We start from the raw sequence: 19,022 nt of genomic DNA on the forward strand, positions 1-19,022 counted from the left end.
ATCTGCCCGGGGTTTTCCTGTTTCAGGACAGGTCTTTGGCGGGGATCATCGGAAAGAAAGCGCCTTTCGAGGTCACGCCGAACCACGCCTCACCGTCGACTTCGCGCTCTTCGCCGACATCGACCATGCGGTAAAAGCTCTTGCGGTCTATCCGCGCCTCAAGTCCCGCACGCACCATGACATAGGGGGCGGGTTCGCCGCTTTGCCCATCGCGTTCCACCCGAATCGGCGCATCCGGTCCGGCCTCAACGGTGTCTTCGACATTGGTTGTGAAGGTCAGAACACGGGCGTCCCCGTCACCCGACATATCCACATCGACCGCCACGAAAGGCACATCCTCGACCGTGATGCCAACCTTTTCGACCGGGGTCACCAGAAAGTAATTTTCACCCTCTTTCTTCAGGATCGTTGAAAAAAGCCGCACCAGTTGCGGGCGATTGATGCGCCCGCCTTCATGAATCCACGACCCGTCGCGCAGAATTTGCATGTCGAGGTCGCCCATGAAGGGCGGGTTCCACAGGTGCACAGGGGGCAGGCCCTGGTCTTTCTTGGCTGCCGTGGCCGAGGCCGCGATGCCGTCTGCCGTTGGTTTCACAGGAATTTGTCCGCTCATTGTTTTTGCCATTTGCGTCCGGCGAGATAAGGTCAGGTTATATACATAGCCGAAACAGGAGAGTTGTCATGACCGAAGACGCCAATCTGGTGATCGAAATCGAATCCCTGTGCGACAAGCTGGGGCAGGCGAAAGAGGCGATCACCAAGCGGTTCATCGGTCAGGAGCGGGTGGTCGACCTCACGCTTTCGGCGCTTCTGTGTGGGGGGCACGGTCTGCTTATCGGTCTGCCCGGGCTGGGAAAAACCCGATTGGTCGATACCCTGTCGACGGTGATGGGCCTGAACGGCAACCGGGTTCAGTTCACGCCGGACTTGATGCCGGCGGATATCCTTGGCTCGGAAGTTCTTGAAAAGGCCAAGGGTGGCGCGCGCGAATTCCGCTTTGTGCCGGGGCCGATCTTCTGTCAGCTGCTTATGGCCGACGAGATCAACCGCGCCAGCCCGCGCACCCAGTCGGCGCTCTTGCAGGCGATGCAGGAGAAAAAAGTCACTGTCGCCGGGGCTGATCGGCCGCTGGATGCACCGTTCCATGTTCTGGCCACCCAGAACCCGATCGAACAGGAAGGCACCTATCCGCTACCCGAGGCCCAGCTTGACCGTTTCCTCGTACAAATCGACGTGCCCTATCCGACGCGGGACACCGAGAAAGACATCCTTCTGGCCACCACCGGCGTGGCAGAGGAAGAGGCGCATCAGGTGTTCAGCGCCGAAGAGCTGATCGCCGCCCAGACCCTTCTGCGCCGCATTCCGGTGGGCGAGAACGTGGTCGAGATGATCCTTGATCTTGTGCGCACCTTCCGGCCCCAAGACCCCTCGGCAAGCGAGGCTGTGCGCGAAAGCGTTGCCTGGGGGCCGGGGCCACGGGCCGCACAGGCGCTGATGATGACGGTACGCGCACAGGCGCTGTTGCATGGCCGCCTTGCCCCAAGCCCGCAGGACGTGATCGACATGGCCGTCCCTGTTCTGAGCCACCGCATGGCCCTGACCTTCGTGGCGCGGGCCCGTGGCGAAACCGTCGGTGACCTCATTCGCGAAACCCTTGCCGGCATGGACGGCATCGGAGCCGCCGCGTGATCTCTTACCCCCAGTTGCGCGCCCGTGCCGAGAGCGAAGCGGCGCGGTTGCCGCCGTTGCTGGCGCAGGCCGAGCATCTGGCGGGGACGGTTCTTCTTGGGGAACACGGGCGGCGCAGGTCCGGTCTTGGCGATGATTTCTGGCAGTACCGTCCAGTTCAGCCGGGAGATTCCCTGCGCATGATCGATTGGCGGCGTTCAGCCAAAAGCGATGCACAGTTCGTGCGCCAGCGGGAATGGCAGGTAGCCCAGTCGGTGATGCTCTGGGTCGACCAGTCGGCCTCGATGGAGTTTGCCTCCGAGAAGAACGGGGTGTCCAAGGGCGAGCGTGCGCGGGTTCTGGCGCTGGCGGTGGCGATCCTGTTGATCCGCTCGGGCGAACGCGTCGGCCTGACAGGCACCACCTTGCCGCCGCGCCGTGGCGAAGGGCAGATCCTGCGCCTGACCGAGATGTTCCTCAAGGACGAAGACGCGGACTATGGCACACCCGAAGCGCGGGCCATGCTACCGCATTCGCGGGCCCTGTTCGTCTCGGATTTCCTTGGCGATCTCGACGCCGTGGAAGCCGCCCTCCTCAAGGCCGCAGACCGGGGTATTCGCGGCGTCCTGTTGCAGGTGCTTGATCCGGCGGAAGAGAGTTTTCCCTATCGCGGCCGCGCCATTTTCGAAAGCATGGCCCAGAGCCTTGTGCACGAGACGCACAAGGCCTCGGATCTTCAGGAGCGCTATCTGAAACGGTTGGCGGAACGCAAGGAACGGCTGCGGGCGCTGTGTGCCACGACGGGATGGCAATACGGCCTGCATGACACCAGCCACTCGGCGCAATCGGCCCTGTTGTGGCTGCACCGCGCGCTGGAAAGGCGGTTGTGATGGGTCTGTTGTCGATCGGATTTGCCGCGCCCTGGATGCTGGCGGCGTTGGTGGCCCTGCCGGTTCTCTGGCTGATCCTGCGCGCGATCCCGCCAGCCCCCGTGCGGCGGCGGTTTCCCGGTGTCGCGCTGTTGCTGGGCTTGCAGGACGAAGACACGGTCAGCGACCGGACCCCGTGGTGGTTGCTGATGTTGCGGGCGCTTGCCGTGGCGGCGGTGATCCTTGGCCTTGCGGGACCAGTGCTGAACCCGCCGGAGGAGCGCGCCAGCGATGCGCCGCTTCTGATCGTGATGGATGGCGGCTGGGCCGGGGCGGGGCAATGGGCGGCCAAGATGAAGATGGTCGAGGCACGGCTTGATGCGGCGGCGCGGGACGGGCGCGAAGTGGCCCTGATCCAGCTGACCGCGCCGGAAGACCCGCGCTTTGCAAGCCCCGCGATATGGCAATCGCAACTGCCCGGCATCCAGCCCCAACCCTGGCAGCCCGAGGCGGGGGCCTTGGAAAATGTGGCTCTAACCCTGCCGGAAACGGCGTTTGATACGCTCTGGGTTTCCGACGGTCTGGACCATTCCGGACGGCCGGATTTGCTTGTGGCGCTCGAGGCGCGCGGCGCCGTTGAAGTGGTCGAAGATGACCTTGGTGTCGTGGCCCTTGCGCCGGGGCGATACGAGGATGGCGTGCTGGTTCTGACCGGAAAGCGTGCCGGTATGGGAGGCGCGCGCGAGATCACGGTCGAGGCCCACGGCCTTGATCCCAACGGCGTGGCGCGGGTGCTGGCCACCACGCCGATGACATTTGCACCCGGTGAGGCAACCGCCAGCGTTGACCTGTCGCTGCCTGCGGAACTGCGCGCGCGGATTTCCCGTTTCGAGATCGCGGGTCTGCGCTCTGCCGGGGCCGTGGCACTTTCGGATGACAGCCTGCGCCGCCGCGAAGTGGCGCTTGTGGCGGGGCGCGAAGACCGCGAGGGCCTGCAACTCCTGTCGCCGCTGCACTACTTGCGGCAGGCGCTGGTGGAGAATGCCGAAGTGCTGGAAGGGGCGCTGACCGATCTGCTGCCTGCCAATCCCGACGTGGTGGTACTGGCGGATATCGCCGTTCTGTCTGCGGGCGAATCCGAAGCGCTTCAGGACTGGGTTTCTGAAGGTGGCCTGCTTCTGCGCTTTGCCGGTCCGCGATTGGCCGCAAGCGAGGTCAGCCGCAACGAGGAAGACCCCCTGATGCCGGTGCGCCTGCGCAGCGGTGGGCGCAGTGTTGGCGGCGCGATGAGCTGGGGCGAACCAAAGTCCATCGCCCCCTTTGACATCGACAGCCCGTTCCACGGCCTTGCCATTCCCGATGAGGTAAGGGTCGAGGCGCAGGTGGTGGCCCAGCCCGATCCCAACCTTGCCGATCGCGTTGTTGCCGAGTTGAGCGACGGCACGCCGATGGTCACCCGCAAGACGCTTGGGCAGGGGCAGGTGGTTCTGTTCCATGTCACCGCCAACGCGGAATGGTCGGGTCTGCCCCTGTCGGGTCTGTTCGTGCAGATGCTCGACCGGCTGGCGGTTCTGAGCGCCACGGATGTGGATGACGATGCCCGCATGGCCGGCACCATCTGGTCTCCGGTAAAGGTGCTTGATGGGTTTGGCCGTTTGCAGGAAGCGCAGACGCTTGCCGGTGTGACCGGGGAAGACCTTGCCAGCGCCCCCCTTGGGCCGGAACTCCAGCCCGGCCTTTACCGCGACGGCCTGCGCCTTGTTGCGCGCAATGTGCTTGATGGCGAAACGAAACTTCACCCTGCCGACTGGCCCGCGCGTATCCGGGTGTCGGGCTTTGAGCAAACTCCGGTGCGTGACCTGTCGGGATGGTTCCTTGCCGCGGCGCTTGTGCTGTTTGCGGCGGATGTAGCGGCATCGCTGTTCGTGTCGGGGCGGCTTTGGGGCGCGCGCGTGGCCGGTTGGCTGGTGGCGCTGATGCTGGTGGGGCAGGGGGCCGAGGCACAGGAAAATCCGATTGCCATCGCTGACTCGCGCGAGGTGGTTTTTGCCCATATCAAGACCGGCAACACCGAGATCGACAACCTTGCGCTGGCGGGGCTGCGCGGCCTGTCCGAGACGCTTTTCTTCCGCACCGCTGTGGAGCCCAATCCACCCCGCACCATTGATCTCGAGACCGACGAGCTGGTCTTTTATCCGCTGGTCTATTGGCCGATCACCCCGGATCAGCCGATCCCATCGGACGAGGCCTATGCCAAGTTGAACACCTATCTTCGCTCGGGCGGGATGATCCTGTTTGATACCCGTGACGCGGATGTCGCGGGGTATGGCGCCTCAAGCCCCAATGGCCGCAAGCTGCAACGCCTTGCCGCGCCGCTGGATATTCCCGCGCTCGAGGTGGTGCCGGGCGATCACGTGCTGACGCGCACCTTCTATCTGCTTCAGGATTTCCCCGGGCGCTATGACAGCCGCGAGATCTGGGTCGAGGCCGCGCCGCCGGATGCGGTGCAGATCGAAGGCATGCCGTTCCGCAACCTCAATGATGGCGTGACGCCGGTTGTCGTGGGCGGCAACGATTGGGCCGCAGCCTGGGCGATGGATGCCCGTGGCAACGCGCTTTATCCGGTGGGGCGTGGCCGCGCCGGAGAACGGCAGCGCGAACTGGCGTTCCGGTTCGGCGTGAACCTCGTGATGCACGTGCTGACCGGCAACTACAAATCCGATCAGGTCCACGTGCCTGCGCTTCTCGACAGGTTGGGCCAATGACCGGACAGATCCTTTTCGACCCCCTTCTGCCGTTGTGGCTGGTGATTGGACTGTCTGTCATGGCGGTGCTGGCTTGTGGCTGGGCCTGGTGGCGCGGGCTTTCGGGATGGGCCTTTCGTGGTCTGGCCGCGCTGGTGGTGATCGGGGCGCTGGCAGGTCCGGTGTTGCACCGCGAAAGCCGCGAAGACCTGAGCGATATTGTCCTGATGCTGGTCGACCAGAGCAGCAGCCAGCAATTGTCGGACCGCGCGGATCGGACCGCCGCCGCCGCCGAGGCCCTGACCGCGCGGATCAACGGGCGCAACAACATGGAGGTGCGCCGCATCGACGTGCCGGACGGGACAGGCGATGCCGGAACCGAGATGATGGCCGCCCTCAACACCGCCCTTGCAGAAGAGCCGCGCGGCCGCATTGCCGGGATTATCGCGCTCAGCGACGGGCGGGTGCATGACATGGAGAGCGCGCCGGAAATTCCCGCCCCGATGCACCTTTTGCACAGCGGCTTGCGTGCCGACTGGGATCGCCGCCTGCGGGTGACCGGCGCACCGGCCTTTGCCATTCTTGACGAAGAGGTGCTGCTGACTCTGCGGATCGAAGACACCGGCAATGCCCCTGCCGAGACCCAGGCCCCTGTCGAGATTTCCATCGACGGAGCCGCGCCGCAGCGGTTCCTTGTTCCGATTGGACGCGACGTCGAAATGCCGCTGATGCTGCCTCATGGCGGGCGCAACGTGATCCAGTTCACGGTGCCTGCCGCCGAGGGCGAACTGACCGACCGCAACAACAGCGCCCTTGTGCAGATCAACGGTGTGCGCGATCGCCTGCGGGTTCTGCTGGTCAGCGGTGAACCCCATCCCGGCACCCGCACCTGGCGCAACCTGCTGAAATCCGATGCCTCGGTCGATCTTGTGCATTTCACCATCCTGCGTCCGCCCGAGAAACAGGACGGTGTGCCGGTGTCGGAACTGTCGCTGATTGCCTTCCCCACCCGCGAGCTGTTCATGGAAAAGGTCGAGGATTTCGATCTCATCATCTTTGACCGCTACCAGCGGCGGGGCATCCTGCCATCGCTCTACCTTGAAAACGTCGAGGCCTATGTCCGCAAGGGCGGTGCCGTGCTGATCGCGGCGGGGCCGGATTTCGCAACCGCAGACAGTATCTTCCGCTCTCCCCTGTCGGCCATCATCCCCGCTCGCCCCACGGCGCGGGTGCTGGATCTGCCGTTTACCCCCGAAGTTTCGGATCTTGGCGCCCGCCACCCCGTGACGGCGAACCTGCCACAGGAAGGGGCCTGGGGGCGGTGGCTTCGCCAGGTCGAGATCGAACCCCTGCGGCGCGATGGATCGCCCGGTGGCGATGTGGTGATGACTGGCCATGACGGCCTGCCGCTTTTGGTGCTGGATCGGGTGGATGAGGGGCGTGTCGCGCTTTTGGCCTCGGATCAGGCCTGGCTTTGGGCGCGGGGTTATGAGGGCGGTGGTCCGCAGCTGGAAGTGTTGCGGCGTCTGGCGCATTGGATGATGGGCGAACCGGAGCTTGAGGAAGAGGCGCTGTGGGCCGAAGCCAAGGGCCAGACCATGCGCATCATCCGTCGCAGCCTGTCGGAAACCGTGCCGGAGGTGACCGTGACCTCGCCGACCGGTGAGGTGGTGACCCTGTCGATGGCAGAACAGCGCCCCGGCCATTTCGAGGCGCGTTACACCGGCGCGGATATCGGCCTCTATCGACTGACGAATGGCGAGCATGAGGCCGTGATTGGCCTTGGCCCCGCTGCGCCGCGCGAGTTCGAGGAAACCATCGCAAGCCCAGAGCCGATGGCCCCGCTTCTGGAGGCACAGCGCGGCGGCAGTTTCGCGCTGGAAGACGGGTTGCCAACCTTGCGCTCGGTTCGCGAGGGGCGTCCGGCGGCAGGTCGCGGCTGGATCGGTCTGACACCGCGCGGGGCCTATGACGTGACGGATGTGGCCCGCACCCCGCTTTTGCCTGCCTGGCTTGTGCTTTTGCTGACATCGGCCCTGATCCTTGCCGGTTGGTTGCGCGAGGGGCGGCAATAAAGCGGGCATTTCGCAGCAGGATGGCCGAAACTGGTTCACCTTGGGACAGGGCCGCGATAAAACGCGCCCGAACCCGAGATGGAGCAGCCCAAGATGAGCACCCCGAAACCCGTAGTCCTGTGCATTCTCGATGGCTGGGGTCTGAGCGACACCACCGAGGCCAATGCACCGGCGCTTGCCGACACGCCTACCTTTGACGCGATGATGGCTGAATGCCCCAATGCCACGCTGATCACGCATGGTCCGGATGTGGGGCTGCCTTCGGGGCAGATGGGCAACTCGGAAGTGGGTCACACCAATATCGGCGCAGGTCGGGTTGTCGCGATGGACCTTGGTCAGATCGACCTTGCCATCGAAGATGGGTCGTTCTTTGAAAACGCCGCGATCAACGCCTTTACGGCCAATCTCAAGGAAACCGGCGGCACCGCGCATTTCATGGGCATGATCTCGGACGGCGGTGTACACGGCCATATCGAACATATCCTCGCTGCGGCCAAGGCGGTGACGGATGCCGGTGTGCCGGTGGTCCTGCACGCCATCACCGATGGCCGCGACGTGGCCCCGAAATCGGCCTTTACCTATCTCGAAACACTGGCAGAATGCCTGCCGGAAGGGGCCCGTATCGGCACGATCGCAGGGCGGTATTTCGCGATGGACCGCGACAACCGCTGGGAACGGGTGTCCGAGGCCTACAACGCCTGGATCAAGGCCGAGGGCCTGAAGGCGGCCACCGCGCATGATGCGGTGTCGAATGCCTATGAACGCTCCGAGACCGACGAATTCATCACCTCCACCGTGATCGGTGACTATGCCGGTGTGAAGGACGGTGACGGTTTCTTCTGCCTGAACTTCCGCGCTGACCGTGCCCGCGAAATCCTGCAGGCCATCGGCGAGCCGGACTTTGCCGAGTTCGAGACCGGCCCGCGCCCGGCGCTTGCCGGACTGCTGGGTATGGTCGACTATTCGGATGACCACGTGAAATACATGACCACCGCCTATCCCAAGCAGGAGATCGTCAACACGCTGGGTGAATGGGTGGCCAAGAAGGGTCTGCGCCAGTTCCACCTTGCCGAGACCGAGAAGTATCCGCACGTGACCTTCTTCCTCAATGGCGGCAAGGAAGAGCCCGCGGCCGGCGAAGACCGCTATATGGCCGCGTCTCCCAAAGTTGCGACCTATGATCTCCAGCCCGAGATGTCCGCCGGTGAAGTCACCGAACAGTTCGTGGCGGCGATCGAAGAAGGCTATGACCTCATCGTGACCAACTATGCCAACCCCGACATGGTGGGCCATACCGGTGATCTTCAGGCCGCCATGCGGGCCTGCGAAGCGGTTGATCAGGGGCTGGCCGCGGTCACCGAGGCCTTGACCAAGGTCGGCGGGACGATGATTGTGACCGCAGACCACGGCAACTGCGAGGTCATGGTTGATCCGGTGACCGGCGGGCCGCACACGGCGCATACCACCAACCTCGTGCCGGTGGTGCTGTTCAACGGGCCGGAAGGGGCGGGCCTGCGTGCCGGTCGCCTGGCCGATCTCGCCCCGTCGCTGCTGGACCTGATGGGGCTTGACCAGCCCGCCGAAATGACCGGAGAGAGCCTGATTATCCGATGAAATCCCATGCGCTGCTTTTGATGCTCGGACTGGTGGCGGGACTGGCCCGCGCCGAGACCGATCCCGCAGAGGCAGCGCGGGAGGCGGCGTCGCAGCTTGAGGCCGCGTCGATTTCCCTGCAAGAGGCTGGCGGCGCCCGTGACCGTGTGAAGGCACTGACGGCGACGGTTCGGGCCTATGAGGCCGGACTGGTCGCCATGCGCGAAGGGCTGCGCCGCGCCGCGATCCGCGAGGCGCAGCTGGGTCGCGCCCTGAAAGCCGAGGAAGATGAAATTGCCCGCCTGCTGGGCGTGCTGCAAGGCATGGGCCAGCGATCCGCGCCGGTGATGCTTTTGCATCCGGCAGGGCCGACCGGCACCGCGCGGTCGGGCATGATCCTTGCCGACATTACCCCTGCGCTGGAAGAACGCGCCGCCGCGCTGCGCCATGATCTCGAGGAAATCGCGATCCTGCGGGCGCTGCAACAGGATGCGGCCGATCAGTTGCAGCACGGGCTGTCCGGGGTGCAGACCGCGCGCACCGAACTTAGCCAGGCCATTGCCGACCGCACCAACCTTCCCAAGCGATTTGCCGACGATCCGGTGAAGGTGGCGCTGCTGATCGCGACCACCGAAACGTTGGAAGGGTTTGCCAGCGGGCTGACCGAGATCCAGGGCGAAGGCGCGAGCGCGGCACCGGTGGTCGACATCTCGAGCCGCAAGGGTCGGATCACTCTGCCGGTCGAAGCCGAGATCCTGCGCCGTTCGGGCGAGGCTGATGCCGCCGGTATCCGCCGTCCGGGCCTTGTGCTGGCCACCCGCCCGAATGCTTTGGTCAGCAGCCCGACAGCCGCCACCATCCGCTATCGTGGTCCGCTTCTGGACTATGGCAACGTGGTGATCCTCGAGCCGCAGGCGGGGCTGATGTTTGTCTTTGCAGGGCTGTCGACGGTCTTTGGCGAGGCCGGAGACGTGATCCCCGAGGGCACGCCAGTGGGTTTGATGGGCGGAAATGACCCTGAAATCGGGGCAATCCTCTCACAGTCCGGTGAAGGGGCTGGTAACGGGCGGTCGGAAACGCTCTATATAGAAGTGAGACAGGGCAAGGATTCCGTGGACCCGGAAACCTGGTTCCGGACAAACAAGGAAGAATAACCGATGAGGAAATTTGTCGTGGCCGCGCTGGGTGGCACTCTTGCTGGCGCGCTGTTCGCCGTGCAGATTGCCGGCCCGCTTCTGGCGCAGGAAAGCGCCCGCACCACCAACGTCTATGAACAGCTTGATCTGTTCGGCGACATTTTCGAACGCATCCGCGCGCAATATGTCGAGGACGTGGACGAAGGCGATCTGATCGAAGCCGCCATCAATGGCATGCTGACCTCGCTTGATCCGCACTCCTCCTACCTGTCGCCCGACGACGCCGAAGACATGCGCGTACAGACACGCGGGGAATTCGGCGGCCTTGGCATCGAGGTGACCCAGGAAGACGGCTTCGTGAAGGTGGTCTCGCCGATCGACGGCACGCCGGCCGATTCCGCAGGCATCGAGGCAGGAGACTTTATCACCCACGTTGATGGCGAAAGCGTTCTTGGCCTGACGCTGGACCAGGCGGTGGAAAAGATGCGCGGTCCGGTTGGCTCGGAAATCGTGATCACCGTTGCCCGCGAAGGCGAGGATGAACCCTTTGACGTGACCATCATCCGCGACACCATCAAGCTCACCGCCGTGCGTTCGCGCACCGAGGGCAGCACCGTGGTTCTGCGTGTCACCACCTTCAACGATCAGACCACCCCTAACTTGGAGGCCGGTTTTGCCAAACAGGTCGAGGCGCTGGGCGGTATGGAAAACGTCAACGGCATCGTGCTTGACCTGCGCAACAACCCCGGTGGCCTGCTGACCCAGGCGATCACCGTGTCCGATGCCTTCCTTGAAAAGGGTGAGATCGTCTCGACCCGTGGCCGCAATCCGGAAGATGGTGACCGTTTCAACGCCACCCCCGGCGATCTGGCTGAAGGCAAGCCGATGGTTGTTCTGATCAACGGCGGTTCGGCATCGGCCTCGGAAATCGTCGCGGGTGCGCTTCAGGACCATCGCCGCGCGATCGTGGTCGGCACCAAGAGCTTTGGTAAGGGATCGGTCCAGACCGTGATGCCGCTGCGGGGCAATGGCGCCATGCGCCTGACCACCGCGCGTTATTACACCCCGTCGGGCCGGTCGATCCAGGCGCTGGGCGTGTCGCCCGACATCGTCGTGGAACAGCCCCGTCGTCCGGCAGCCAGCGAGGAAGAGGAAGAAAGCTCGACCCGCAGCCGCCGCAGCGAGGCCGACCTGCGTGGCAGCCTCAACAACGACAGCCTGACCGAGGATGAAATCCGCCAGATCGAAGAGGATCGCGCCAAGGCGGAAGAAGCGGCCAAGCTGCGCGAGGATGATTACCAGCTGGCCTATGCCATCGACATCCTCAAGGGCCTGTCGGCGCTGGGTCCGCAGAACTGATGTGATCAGATAGACGAAGTGGGGGGCGTCCGGCAGGGCGCCCCTTTTTGTTTGCCGCACCGGCGGATGCCTCCGGCGGGAGTATTTGCGGTGCATTGAAGCCCTGGGCAATTGCATGGCCGCGGGGCATTGGGTAGGTGTTTGCCAGTTCAGTTTTCAGGAAGCATGCCATGACCCCCGAAGAGATCGCCAAACTGCCCTATCGCCGCAACGTGGGCGTGATGCTGGTGAATGCCGAGGGTCATGCCTTTGTCGGCCAGCGCCTTGATAGCGAGGTGCCCGCCTGGCAGATGCCGCAGGGTGGTATCGACAAGGGGGAAAGCCCGAAAGAGGCGGCGCTGCGCGAGCTGGAAGAGGAAACCGGCGTCTCGGCCAGCCTTGTTACCGTCGAGGCCGAGACCGAGGGCTGGATCGCCTATGACCTGCCGCACGACATCGTGCCGCGCATCTGGAAAGGCCGTTTCAGGGGGCAGGAGCAGAAATGGTATCTGCTGCGTTTTCACGGCACCGATGCGGATGTGAACATCGCCGTCGACCACCCCGAGTTCTCGGAATGGCGCTGGTTGCCGGTGGATGAGTTGATCGCCAATATCGTGCCCTTCAAACGCGGCGTTTACGAACAGGTCGTGGCCGCCTTCGAAGGGCATCTCTAGGCGTTAGAGAATGAAGTCGGTGCCGTTGGCATCGGCGAAGGCCAACCCCTGAATCAGGACCGATCCCTCGCCGCCAAGGGCCTCGAGATCCAGCAGCGTGGTGTTGTTGCCGGCATTTGTCAGCGCAGGCGCGATCTTGGTCGCGAACTCACCCGTCTTGAGCCCGAGGCCCGAGAGGTCGATCTTGTCCTTGCCGTTCTGGAAATCGGTGATGGTGTCGACACCGGCGTTGCGCCCGAAGACGAAAGTGTCCCGGCCAAGGCCGCCTGTCAGGAGGTCGTCTCCCTGGTTGCCGGCGATCAGGTCGTTGCCGCTGCCGGCCTTGATGGTGTCATTGTCCTGACCGCCGCGCAGGGTGTCCGCGCCGGTGCCGCCAAGCATCTCGTCCGATCCCCGCCCGCCTTTCAGGGTGTCGGCACCGTCGTCGCCTGTCAGGATGTCATCGCCGGCAAGGCCCCGGGCAAGATCGTTGTCATCGCCCCCGAACAGCGTGTCGTCCCTGCTGCCCCCGCGCAGCTTGTCTTCGCCCGCGCCGCCGGAAACGACGCCGGTGATTTCGCCGTGGCGCGACAGGAAGATGTCATCGCCGTCCCCAAGGGCCACGCTGCCTTCGATGGTGCCGTGGAAGTTGCGCACGATATCCGCGCCGTCGCCGGTTGCGACATAGCCCTGGATCAGCCCCGAGTTGTCGAGCCAGTCATCGGCCTCGCCAAACCAGATCGCGTTGCCGTGCAGGCTTAGGATCTCGCCGGAATTATAGACTTCATTGCTGCCGTTACCGGCGGTGACGTGGATGACGTACTCGGTCTTGCTGGAGCCAAGCATGGTGCCGCTGTTGTTGATGGTCGCCGTGCCGGAATCAATGTAGACCGCGCTGCCGCCGGACATCAGGCCAGTGTTCAGGATCGAGACATCGGTTGAGCCGAACTCGAGCTCGATGGCATGTTGATTGTCTTCGCCGGTGATCGTGCCGTGGTTCTCGATAAAGCCAGAGGCGTATCCTTCAAGATACAGCCCCCAGGTGCCCGAGACCTCGCCATAGTTCTGGAAGCTCGAACCGCTGCCCATCATCCAGATCGCCGCGTTGTTGGGGAACAGGCTGCGCACCACCCCGGTGGCACCGATGAGCATGTCATGAACGCCGTTTCCGTTGGTGTCTTGTTGCAGGAGGATGGCCTGTGAGGACATGGCAACCACGGTGCCGTCAATGGCGATGCGATGTGACACCGCATTGGTATCGCTGGTGATGGCTCTGCCGGTTCCGGTTATGACATCCACATCCTCGCCGACGTAAAGCCGATCTGATGACTGAAGAACAATGGGGGTGCTGGTATCTGTGGCGACGATGACGGCCATGTGGTGTCTCCTGTGAATGGATTTGGGTTCAGAAATTCGCCTGAAAGGTCAGGCGGGCACTAATGATGAAACAAGTGAAAACGCCCCGATCGCGCGTGGCATTGGCCCGAGTATAGCCGAAAATCCGGAACTTTTCATGCCACTGCCGGATTGCGCGCGACGCGCGATTGACGCGACGTTCCGATGCTCTCGAATTTGACAACATACCGAGTAGTATGTTTTCGTCGTAGCAAGACAGAGTCGCCAGGAGTTTACGACGTGCCCACCGCTGCCCGCGCCACGAAACCGGATCGTTACGAGGAAATCCTCGTGGCCGCTGCCGAGTGTTTTCGCCAGCAGGGTTTCGCCGCGACCTCGATCGACACGGTGGCACGCTACCTGAATTCGACCAAGGGGCGGATCTACCACTATTTCCCGTCGAAGATGGATCTCTACAACGCGGTTCGCGATCGCGGTATGGAACTTGCCTTTGACGCGATTTCCCCGGGCTATCGGGCCGATACGGATGCCGTTGGACGGTTGGCGCTGATGGCGGACGGCCACGTGCGGGCGATGATCGAACACCACGCCTATATGCAGGTGCTGCTGGATGGGTTGCGGCTGCGCCGCTATGGCGCCACGACCGAGTTCCAGCGCCAGGCGCTTGAGCGTCACCTCGAGCAACGTAACGCCTTTGAACAGCGCTTTCGCGAAGTTCTGGGCGAGGGCAAGGAACAGGGGGCGTTCTCGTATGTTCACATGTCCTTTGTCCTGCAAAGTCTGCTTGTCGCCATCAACGGGCCGGTCTTCTGGTACGAGCACCGCGACGGGGATGACGCCACCAAGATCAATGCCATCGTCGAAGACGTGGTGAGTTTTGCCATGCGGGGGGTTGGCGTCGAATGGACGCCAGAGATGACCGCCGCTCTCAAGAAAAAAACCGGAGTGTCCTGATGACCGAAATCCCCGCCACCATGTTTGCCGCGCTGCAAAGGCACGAAGGCTATTCCGGCACGGCCGAGGGGCCTGCGATCGCGGATGCGGCAGACTATCTGGACGCCGCTGAAATCCCGGTGCCGACACCGGGCAAGGGGCAGGTTCTGATCCGGTTGCGGACAGCGTCGGTCAATCCGTCTGACCTGCATTTCATCAAGGGTGAATACGGCCAGCCCCGTATCAAAGGCAATCCGGCCGGTTTTGAAGGGTGTGGTGATGTCGTGGCCGCCGGTGAAGGGGCCGAGGGTCTTGTTGGCCAGCGCGTGGCCTTTGTCGTGGCGCTTGGCTGTTCTGGGGCCTGGGCCGAATATGCCACCACCGACGCCATCAATTGCATTCCGCTGCGCCCAGACATTTCGGACGATGACGGTTCCGCTCAGATTGTGAACCCGCTGACGGCAATGGCGATGGTGGACATCGCCCGCCAGGACGGCGAGTCCTTCGTGGTCTCCGCCGCAACCAGCCAGTTGGGCAAGCTGATGGTGTCGCTGGGCAAGGATCTGGGGCTGAAACCCATTGCCCTGGTGCGTCGTGCAGAGGCGGTTCAGCCTCTCAAGGACATGGGTGCCGCCGAGGTTGTCGTGACCACCGATGAAGATGCCGTTCAGCAATTTGCCAAGATCAGCGCCGCGCTCAAGCCGCGGGTGTTTCTGGACGCGGTGTCCGACCAGTTCTCCGAGCAGGTCTTTGCCGCGATGCCGAACAAGGCGCGCTGGATCAGCTATGGCAAGCTGAGCTCGGAGCTGCCCAAGCTGACGATGATGGGACAGTTGATTTTCCAGTCAAAGCGAATCGAGGGTTTCTGGCTCACCTCGTGGATGATGTCGACGCCCCCCGCCGACCAGATGCGCGTCGTGGGTGAAGTTCAGGCGAGATTTGCCGACGGGCGCTGGAAAACCGATGTTTCTGTGCATTTGCCCCTTCGTGACGTTGTGTCAGGTTTGGCGGATGCCCTGAAAAAGACGGACGGAAAGGTGATCATCACGCCATAGTGGGTCTACGGGTCCCCTGAAAGTGGAGGAGACGGGGACCCAAAAATCAGCCGGCATAAAGAAAACAATACGCCGGCGCAGGGAGGAAAATTTGGATACTTTGCAGCTCTTGATCAGCGGGCTGGCAAATGGCTGTGTTTACGGCCTTATCGCGCTCGGCTTTGTCTTGATTTACAAGGCAACCGAAGCCGTGAACTTCGCCCAGGGCGATTTCATGATGCTTGGCGCGTTTGTCACCATTGGACTAACAAACACCGGTTACATGGGGCTTCCCTTCTGGATGGCCCTGCCGATTTCCATCGGCCTGATGGCGGTTCTTGGCTATTTGCTGGATCGCTTCGTGATCCGGCTGATGTTTGGCGAGAGCCAGACCGCCGTCGTGATCCTGACCATCGCGCTGGGCTTCGTGATCCGTTTCCTGGCCGGGATGATCTGGGGCCACGAGCCGCAGTCTCTTGAAAACCCGTTGGCCGGCAAGGACGTGTCGCTTGGAGGGCTTGTCCTCGGCATGGAGGACGTGGCGGTGATCGTGGTGACGATCCTGCTGACCTGGGGCCTGTACGAGTTCTTCAACCGCACCAAGCTTGGTCTCGCCATGCAGGGCGCGTCGCAGAACCAGCTTGCGGCCTATTACATGGGCGTACCGGTGAAACGGGTGCAGGGCTTTATCTGGGCGCTTGCCGGGGCCGTGGCCTGTATTGCCGGCATCCTGTTTGCCGCCAAGGGTGCGGTAGACCCAAGCACCGGCCTGATGGGGATCAAGGCCTTCGCCGCTGCGGTGATCGGTGGATTTGGCAGTCTTCCGGGCGCTCTTGCCGGTGGTCTGATCGTCGGGGTGATCGAACCTTTCGCAAGCCGTTATATCGCGGCAGGCTACAGCCAGATTGCGCCCTATGCGCTTTTGCTGGCGGTGCTGATCTTCCGCCCTCACGGCCTGTTCAGCCAGGTCAGAGTAAAGAAGGTCTAAGCCCATGCGGATCGTTTTCAAAACCAACTACTCGCAGGATATCCGCCCGTGGAAGGACGGATACCAGCTGTCGCTTTACCTCATCCTGCTTGCCGTCGTCGTGGCCGCGCCCTTTATCGTGGACGACTTCTATCTCGGCGAGTTGAACAACGTGCTGATCTGGGCGATTGCCGGTCTTGGCCTGATGCTTCTGACCGGGCACACCGGTCAGGCCAGCCTTGGCCACGCCGCCTTTCTGGCGATGGGGTGCTATACCAATATCATCCTGATGGAACAGGGCCTTCCCTTCCTTGCGGCGTTCCCGCTGGCGGGGATCATCACGGGGATTGTCGGCATGGCAATCGCCGTTCCCGCGCTCCGGCTGCATGGCATCTACCTTGCGATTGCCACGCTGGCGATGTCGATCCTTGTCGATGACATCATCGTTCTGACGGATACATGGACGGGGGGCGTCGGCGGCAAATACGCGCCGCCGGTCAATGTCTTTGGCATCATGATCGACCGCTGGGGCACCCCGCGCGAGTTCTATTACCTGACCCTCGCTGTCACCGTTCTCGTGACGCTGGGCTATATCAACCTGCTGCGCGCACCATTGGGGCGCAGCTTTATCGCCGTGCGCGACAGCGAAGTGTCTGCTCAGGCGATGGGCGTCGACGTGGCCCGTACCAAGACCATTTCTTTCGGCATTTCCTGTGCCGTGACCGGTCTGGCAGGGGCGCTGATGGGGCTGTTTGCCGGGGCATTCAACAACGAAACCTTCAGCGTCATCATTTCGATTGAACTTCTGATGATGATCGTGATCGGCGGTCTTGGGTCGATCCACGGAGCGTTCTTCGGGGCCATCGTGATCGGCTTCCTGCCGCAGTTCCTGTCGATCTCCAAGGAATACGTCGGCGCCGTCTTCGGTGGGGCCAACGTTGCCATTCCGGGCCTCGAATTCGGGGTGTTCGGCTTTATCCTGATCCTGTTCATCCTGTTCGAGCCCATGGGCATCTACGGGCGCTGGCTCAAGATCAGGACGTGGTTCGAACTGTTCCCCTTCTATCGCAAGGACATGTTCAAACGTCAGAAATCCTATCTGAAAACGGAGCGTCTGAGATGAGCCTGCTGAACCTCGAAAACGTGACGCTCAAGTTTGGCGGCCTGACCGCGGTGGATGATCTGTCTTTCTCGGTCGAGCAGGGCGAGGTCTTTGCCATCGTCGGCCCGAACGGGGCTGGCAAGTCCACCGTCTTCAACCTGATCTCGCGGTTCTATACGCCACTGAATGGTCGCATCAGCTTTGACGGCCACGACCTGTTGAAAGAAAAGGCCAGCGGCGTTGCCTCTTATGGCATTGCCCGCACCTTCCAGAACATCGAGCTGTTCGAACAGGCAACCGTGCTGGAAAACCTTCTGGTGGGGCGTCATCGCCACCGCAAGTCGAACTTCCTGAGCGAGCTGTTCTTTACGCCTTCGGTCAAGAAACAGGAGCTTCAGAACCGACACTTCGTCGAAGAGATCATCGACTTCCTCGATCTTCAGGCCTACCGCGAAAAACGCATCGCGGGGCTTCCCTACGGGGTGCGCAAGGTGGTCGAGGTGGCGCGTGCGCTTGCCACCGACCCCAAGCTCCTGTTGCTGGATGAACCGGCCTCGGGCCTGTCGGTCGAAGAGACCACCGACATGCGCTGGTGGATCGATGACATCCGCCGGCAGATGGGGATCACGGTTCTCATGGTTGAACATGACATGGGCCTTGTGTCCGGCGTGTCCGACCGTGTTCTGGCTATGGCCGACGGTGCCAAGCTGGCGCTGGGAACACCGGCAGAAGTGCAATCCGATCCCGCAGTGGTCGAAGCGTATCTGGGGCATGCGGCATGAGCGAACCAATTCTGAAAATCCGCAACGTCGAAAGCTTCTATGGCCCGATCATGGCCATTCGCGGTGTCTCACTCGACGTGCATCCGGGCCGCGTGGTGTCGATCCTCGGGGCCAACGGTGCGGGTAAGACCACCCTGATGAAAACCGTCTCTGGCGTGATGGATCCCGAGAAGGGCAAGATCACCTTTGAAGGCGAGGAAATCCAGGGACAGGAGCCGCACAAGATCGTGGATCGCGGCATCGTCCACGTGCCGGAAGGGCGCGAGGTGTTCCCGCTGTTGACGGTGGACGAGAACCTTTCGCTTGGGGCCTATACCCGCAATGACAAGGCGGGCATCGAGCAGGACCGCGAGATGGTCTTTTCGTATTTCCCGATCCTCAAGGAGCGTCGCAATCAGGAAGCGGGCACCCTGTCGGGCGGCCAGCAGCAGATGCTGGCGATTGGCCGTGGTTTGATGGCGCGCCCCAAGGTGATGCTGTTGGACGAGCCGTCACTGGGCCTGTCACCGCTGCTTGTTCAGGAAATCTTCGGCATCCTGCGTCGTCTGAACGAAGAACAGCAGATGACCATGATGTTGGTGGAACAGAATGCCAGTGCGGCGCTGGAACTGGCGCATGATGGCTATGTCATGGAAGTGGGCCGGATCGTGATGGACGGCACCGCTGACGACCTGATGAAGTCCGAGGACATCCAGAACTTCTATCTGGGTGTTCAGGAAGAAGGCGCGCGTGAGGAACGCCGCTGGAAGCGCAAGAAGACGTGGAGGTAATC

General features: G+C 62.7%; 16 protein-coding genes. 14 read left to right on the top strand and 2 right to left on the bottom strand.

Annotated features, from left to right (window positions below):
* Positions 1–22 precede the first annotated feature (22 nt).
* Complete coding sequence (locus tag ABWV42_RS17920; protein ID WP_353341362.1) at positions 23–613, bottom strand: DUF1285 domain-containing protein; 591 nt, start codon at positions 611–613, stop codon at positions 23–25.
* A gap of 68 nt (positions 614–681) precedes the next feature.
* Between ABWV42_RS17920 and ABWV42_RS17925 the strand changes: the two genes are divergently transcribed.
* The 8 genes from ABWV42_RS17925 (at position 682) to ABWV42_RS17960 (ending at position 12,097) form a co-directional block, all read left to right on the top strand.
* Positions 682–1,689, top strand: a complete 1,008-nt coding sequence (locus ABWV42_RS17925) for an AAA family ATPase (RefSeq protein WP_353341363.1) — start codon at positions 682–684, stop codon at positions 1,687–1,689.
* Positions 1,686–2,558, top strand: coding sequence for a DUF58 domain-containing protein (locus ABWV42_RS17930; RefSeq protein ID WP_353341364.1), 873 nt, complete (start codon positions 1,686–1,688; stop codon positions 2,556–2,558). The genes ABWV42_RS17925 and ABWV42_RS17930 overlap by 4 nt, the downstream gene beginning before the upstream one ends.
* A complete protein-coding gene (locus tag ABWV42_RS17935) occupies positions 2,558–5,302 on the top strand; it encodes a DUF4159 domain-containing protein (RefSeq protein WP_353341365.1) in 2,745 nt (914 codons plus the stop codon). The genes ABWV42_RS17930 and ABWV42_RS17935 overlap by 1 nt, the downstream gene beginning before the upstream one ends.
* Entirely contained in the window at positions 5,299–7,356 is a 2,058-nt protein-coding gene (locus ABWV42_RS17940; RefSeq protein WP_353341366.1) for a hypothetical protein, read from the top strand. The genes ABWV42_RS17935 and ABWV42_RS17940 overlap by 4 nt, the downstream gene beginning before the upstream one ends.
* 93 nt (positions 7,357–7,449) lie before the next feature.
* Positions 7,450–8,970: a 2,3-bisphosphoglycerate-independent phosphoglycerate mutase gene (gpmI, locus tag ABWV42_RS17945; protein WP_353341367.1), complete on the top strand. Its 1,521-nt coding sequence runs from the start codon at positions 7,450–7,452 to the stop codon at positions 8,968–8,970.
* Positions 8,967–10,103 carry a murein hydrolase activator EnvC family protein gene (locus tag ABWV42_RS17950; RefSeq protein WP_353341368.1) on the top strand — a complete coding sequence of 379 codons (1,137 nt, stop codon included), beginning with the start codon at positions 8,967–8,969 and terminating at the stop codon, positions 10,101–10,103. Before gpmI ends, ABWV42_RS17950 begins: the two co-directional genes overlap by 4 nt.
* A 3-nt stretch (positions 10,104–10,106) precedes the next feature.
* Positions 10,107–11,444, top strand: a complete 1,338-nt coding sequence (locus ABWV42_RS17955; protein ID WP_353341369.1) for a S41 family peptidase — start codon at positions 10,107–10,109, stop codon at positions 11,442–11,444.
* A 170-nt stretch (positions 11,445–11,614) separates the two neighbouring features.
* Entirely contained in the window at positions 11,615–12,097 is a 483-nt protein-coding gene (locus ABWV42_RS17960) for an RNA pyrophosphohydrolase (protein ID WP_353341370.1), read from the top strand.
* 3 nt (positions 12,098–12,100) lie between these two features.
* On the opposite strand, the gene ABWV42_RS17965 is transcribed toward ABWV42_RS17960, so the two are convergent.
* On the bottom strand, positions 12,101–13,453 hold the full coding sequence (locus ABWV42_RS17965) for a calcium-binding protein (RefSeq protein ID WP_353341371.1): 1,353 nt from the start codon (positions 13,451–13,453) through the stop codon (positions 12,101–12,103).
* Between the two features lie 258 nt (positions 13,454–13,711).
* Here ABWV42_RS17965 and ABWV42_RS17970 point away from each other — a divergent pair, with 258 nt between their 5' ends.
* The 6 genes from ABWV42_RS17970 to ABWV42_RS17995 all read left to right on the top strand — a co-directional run bounded on the left by ABWV42_RS17970 (position 13,712) and on the right by ABWV42_RS17995 (position 19,020).
* A complete protein-coding gene (locus tag ABWV42_RS17970; protein WP_353341372.1) occupies positions 13,712–14,386 on the top strand; it encodes a TetR/AcrR family transcriptional regulator in 675 nt (224 codons plus the stop codon).
* Positions 14,386–15,420 (top strand): alcohol dehydrogenase catalytic domain-containing protein, encoded by a 1,035-nt coding sequence (locus ABWV42_RS17975; RefSeq protein WP_353341373.1) that lies wholly within the window; start codon positions 14,386–14,388, stop codon positions 15,418–15,420. The genes ABWV42_RS17970 and ABWV42_RS17975 overlap by 1 nt, the downstream gene beginning before the upstream one ends.
* Positions 15,421–15,511: 91 nt before the next feature.
* Complete coding sequence (locus ABWV42_RS17980; RefSeq protein WP_353341374.1) at positions 15,512–16,387, top strand: branched-chain amino acid ABC transporter permease; 876 nt, start codon at positions 15,512–15,514, stop codon at positions 16,385–16,387.
* 4 nt (positions 16,388–16,391) lie between these two features.
* A complete protein-coding gene (locus ABWV42_RS17985; RefSeq protein WP_353341375.1) occupies positions 16,392–17,489 on the top strand; it encodes a branched-chain amino acid ABC transporter permease in 1,098 nt (365 codons plus the stop codon).
* Positions 17,486–18,250, top strand: a complete 765-nt coding sequence (locus ABWV42_RS17990; protein WP_255106881.1) for an ABC transporter ATP-binding protein — start codon at positions 17,486–17,488, stop codon at positions 18,248–18,250. Before ABWV42_RS17985 ends, ABWV42_RS17990 begins: the two co-directional genes overlap by 4 nt.
* Positions 18,247–19,020, top strand: coding sequence for an ABC transporter ATP-binding protein (locus ABWV42_RS17995; RefSeq protein ID WP_255106880.1), 774 nt, complete (start codon positions 18,247–18,249; stop codon positions 19,018–19,020). The genes ABWV42_RS17990 and ABWV42_RS17995 overlap by 4 nt, the downstream gene beginning before the upstream one ends.
* The last annotated feature ends 2 nt before the right edge of the window (positions 19,021–19,022 follow it).

The sequence above is a fragment of the Pelagimonas sp. KU-00592-HH genome, assembly GCF_040369695.1.
Lineage (GTDB): Bacteria > Pseudomonadota > Alphaproteobacteria > Rhodobacterales > Rhodobacteraceae > Shimia.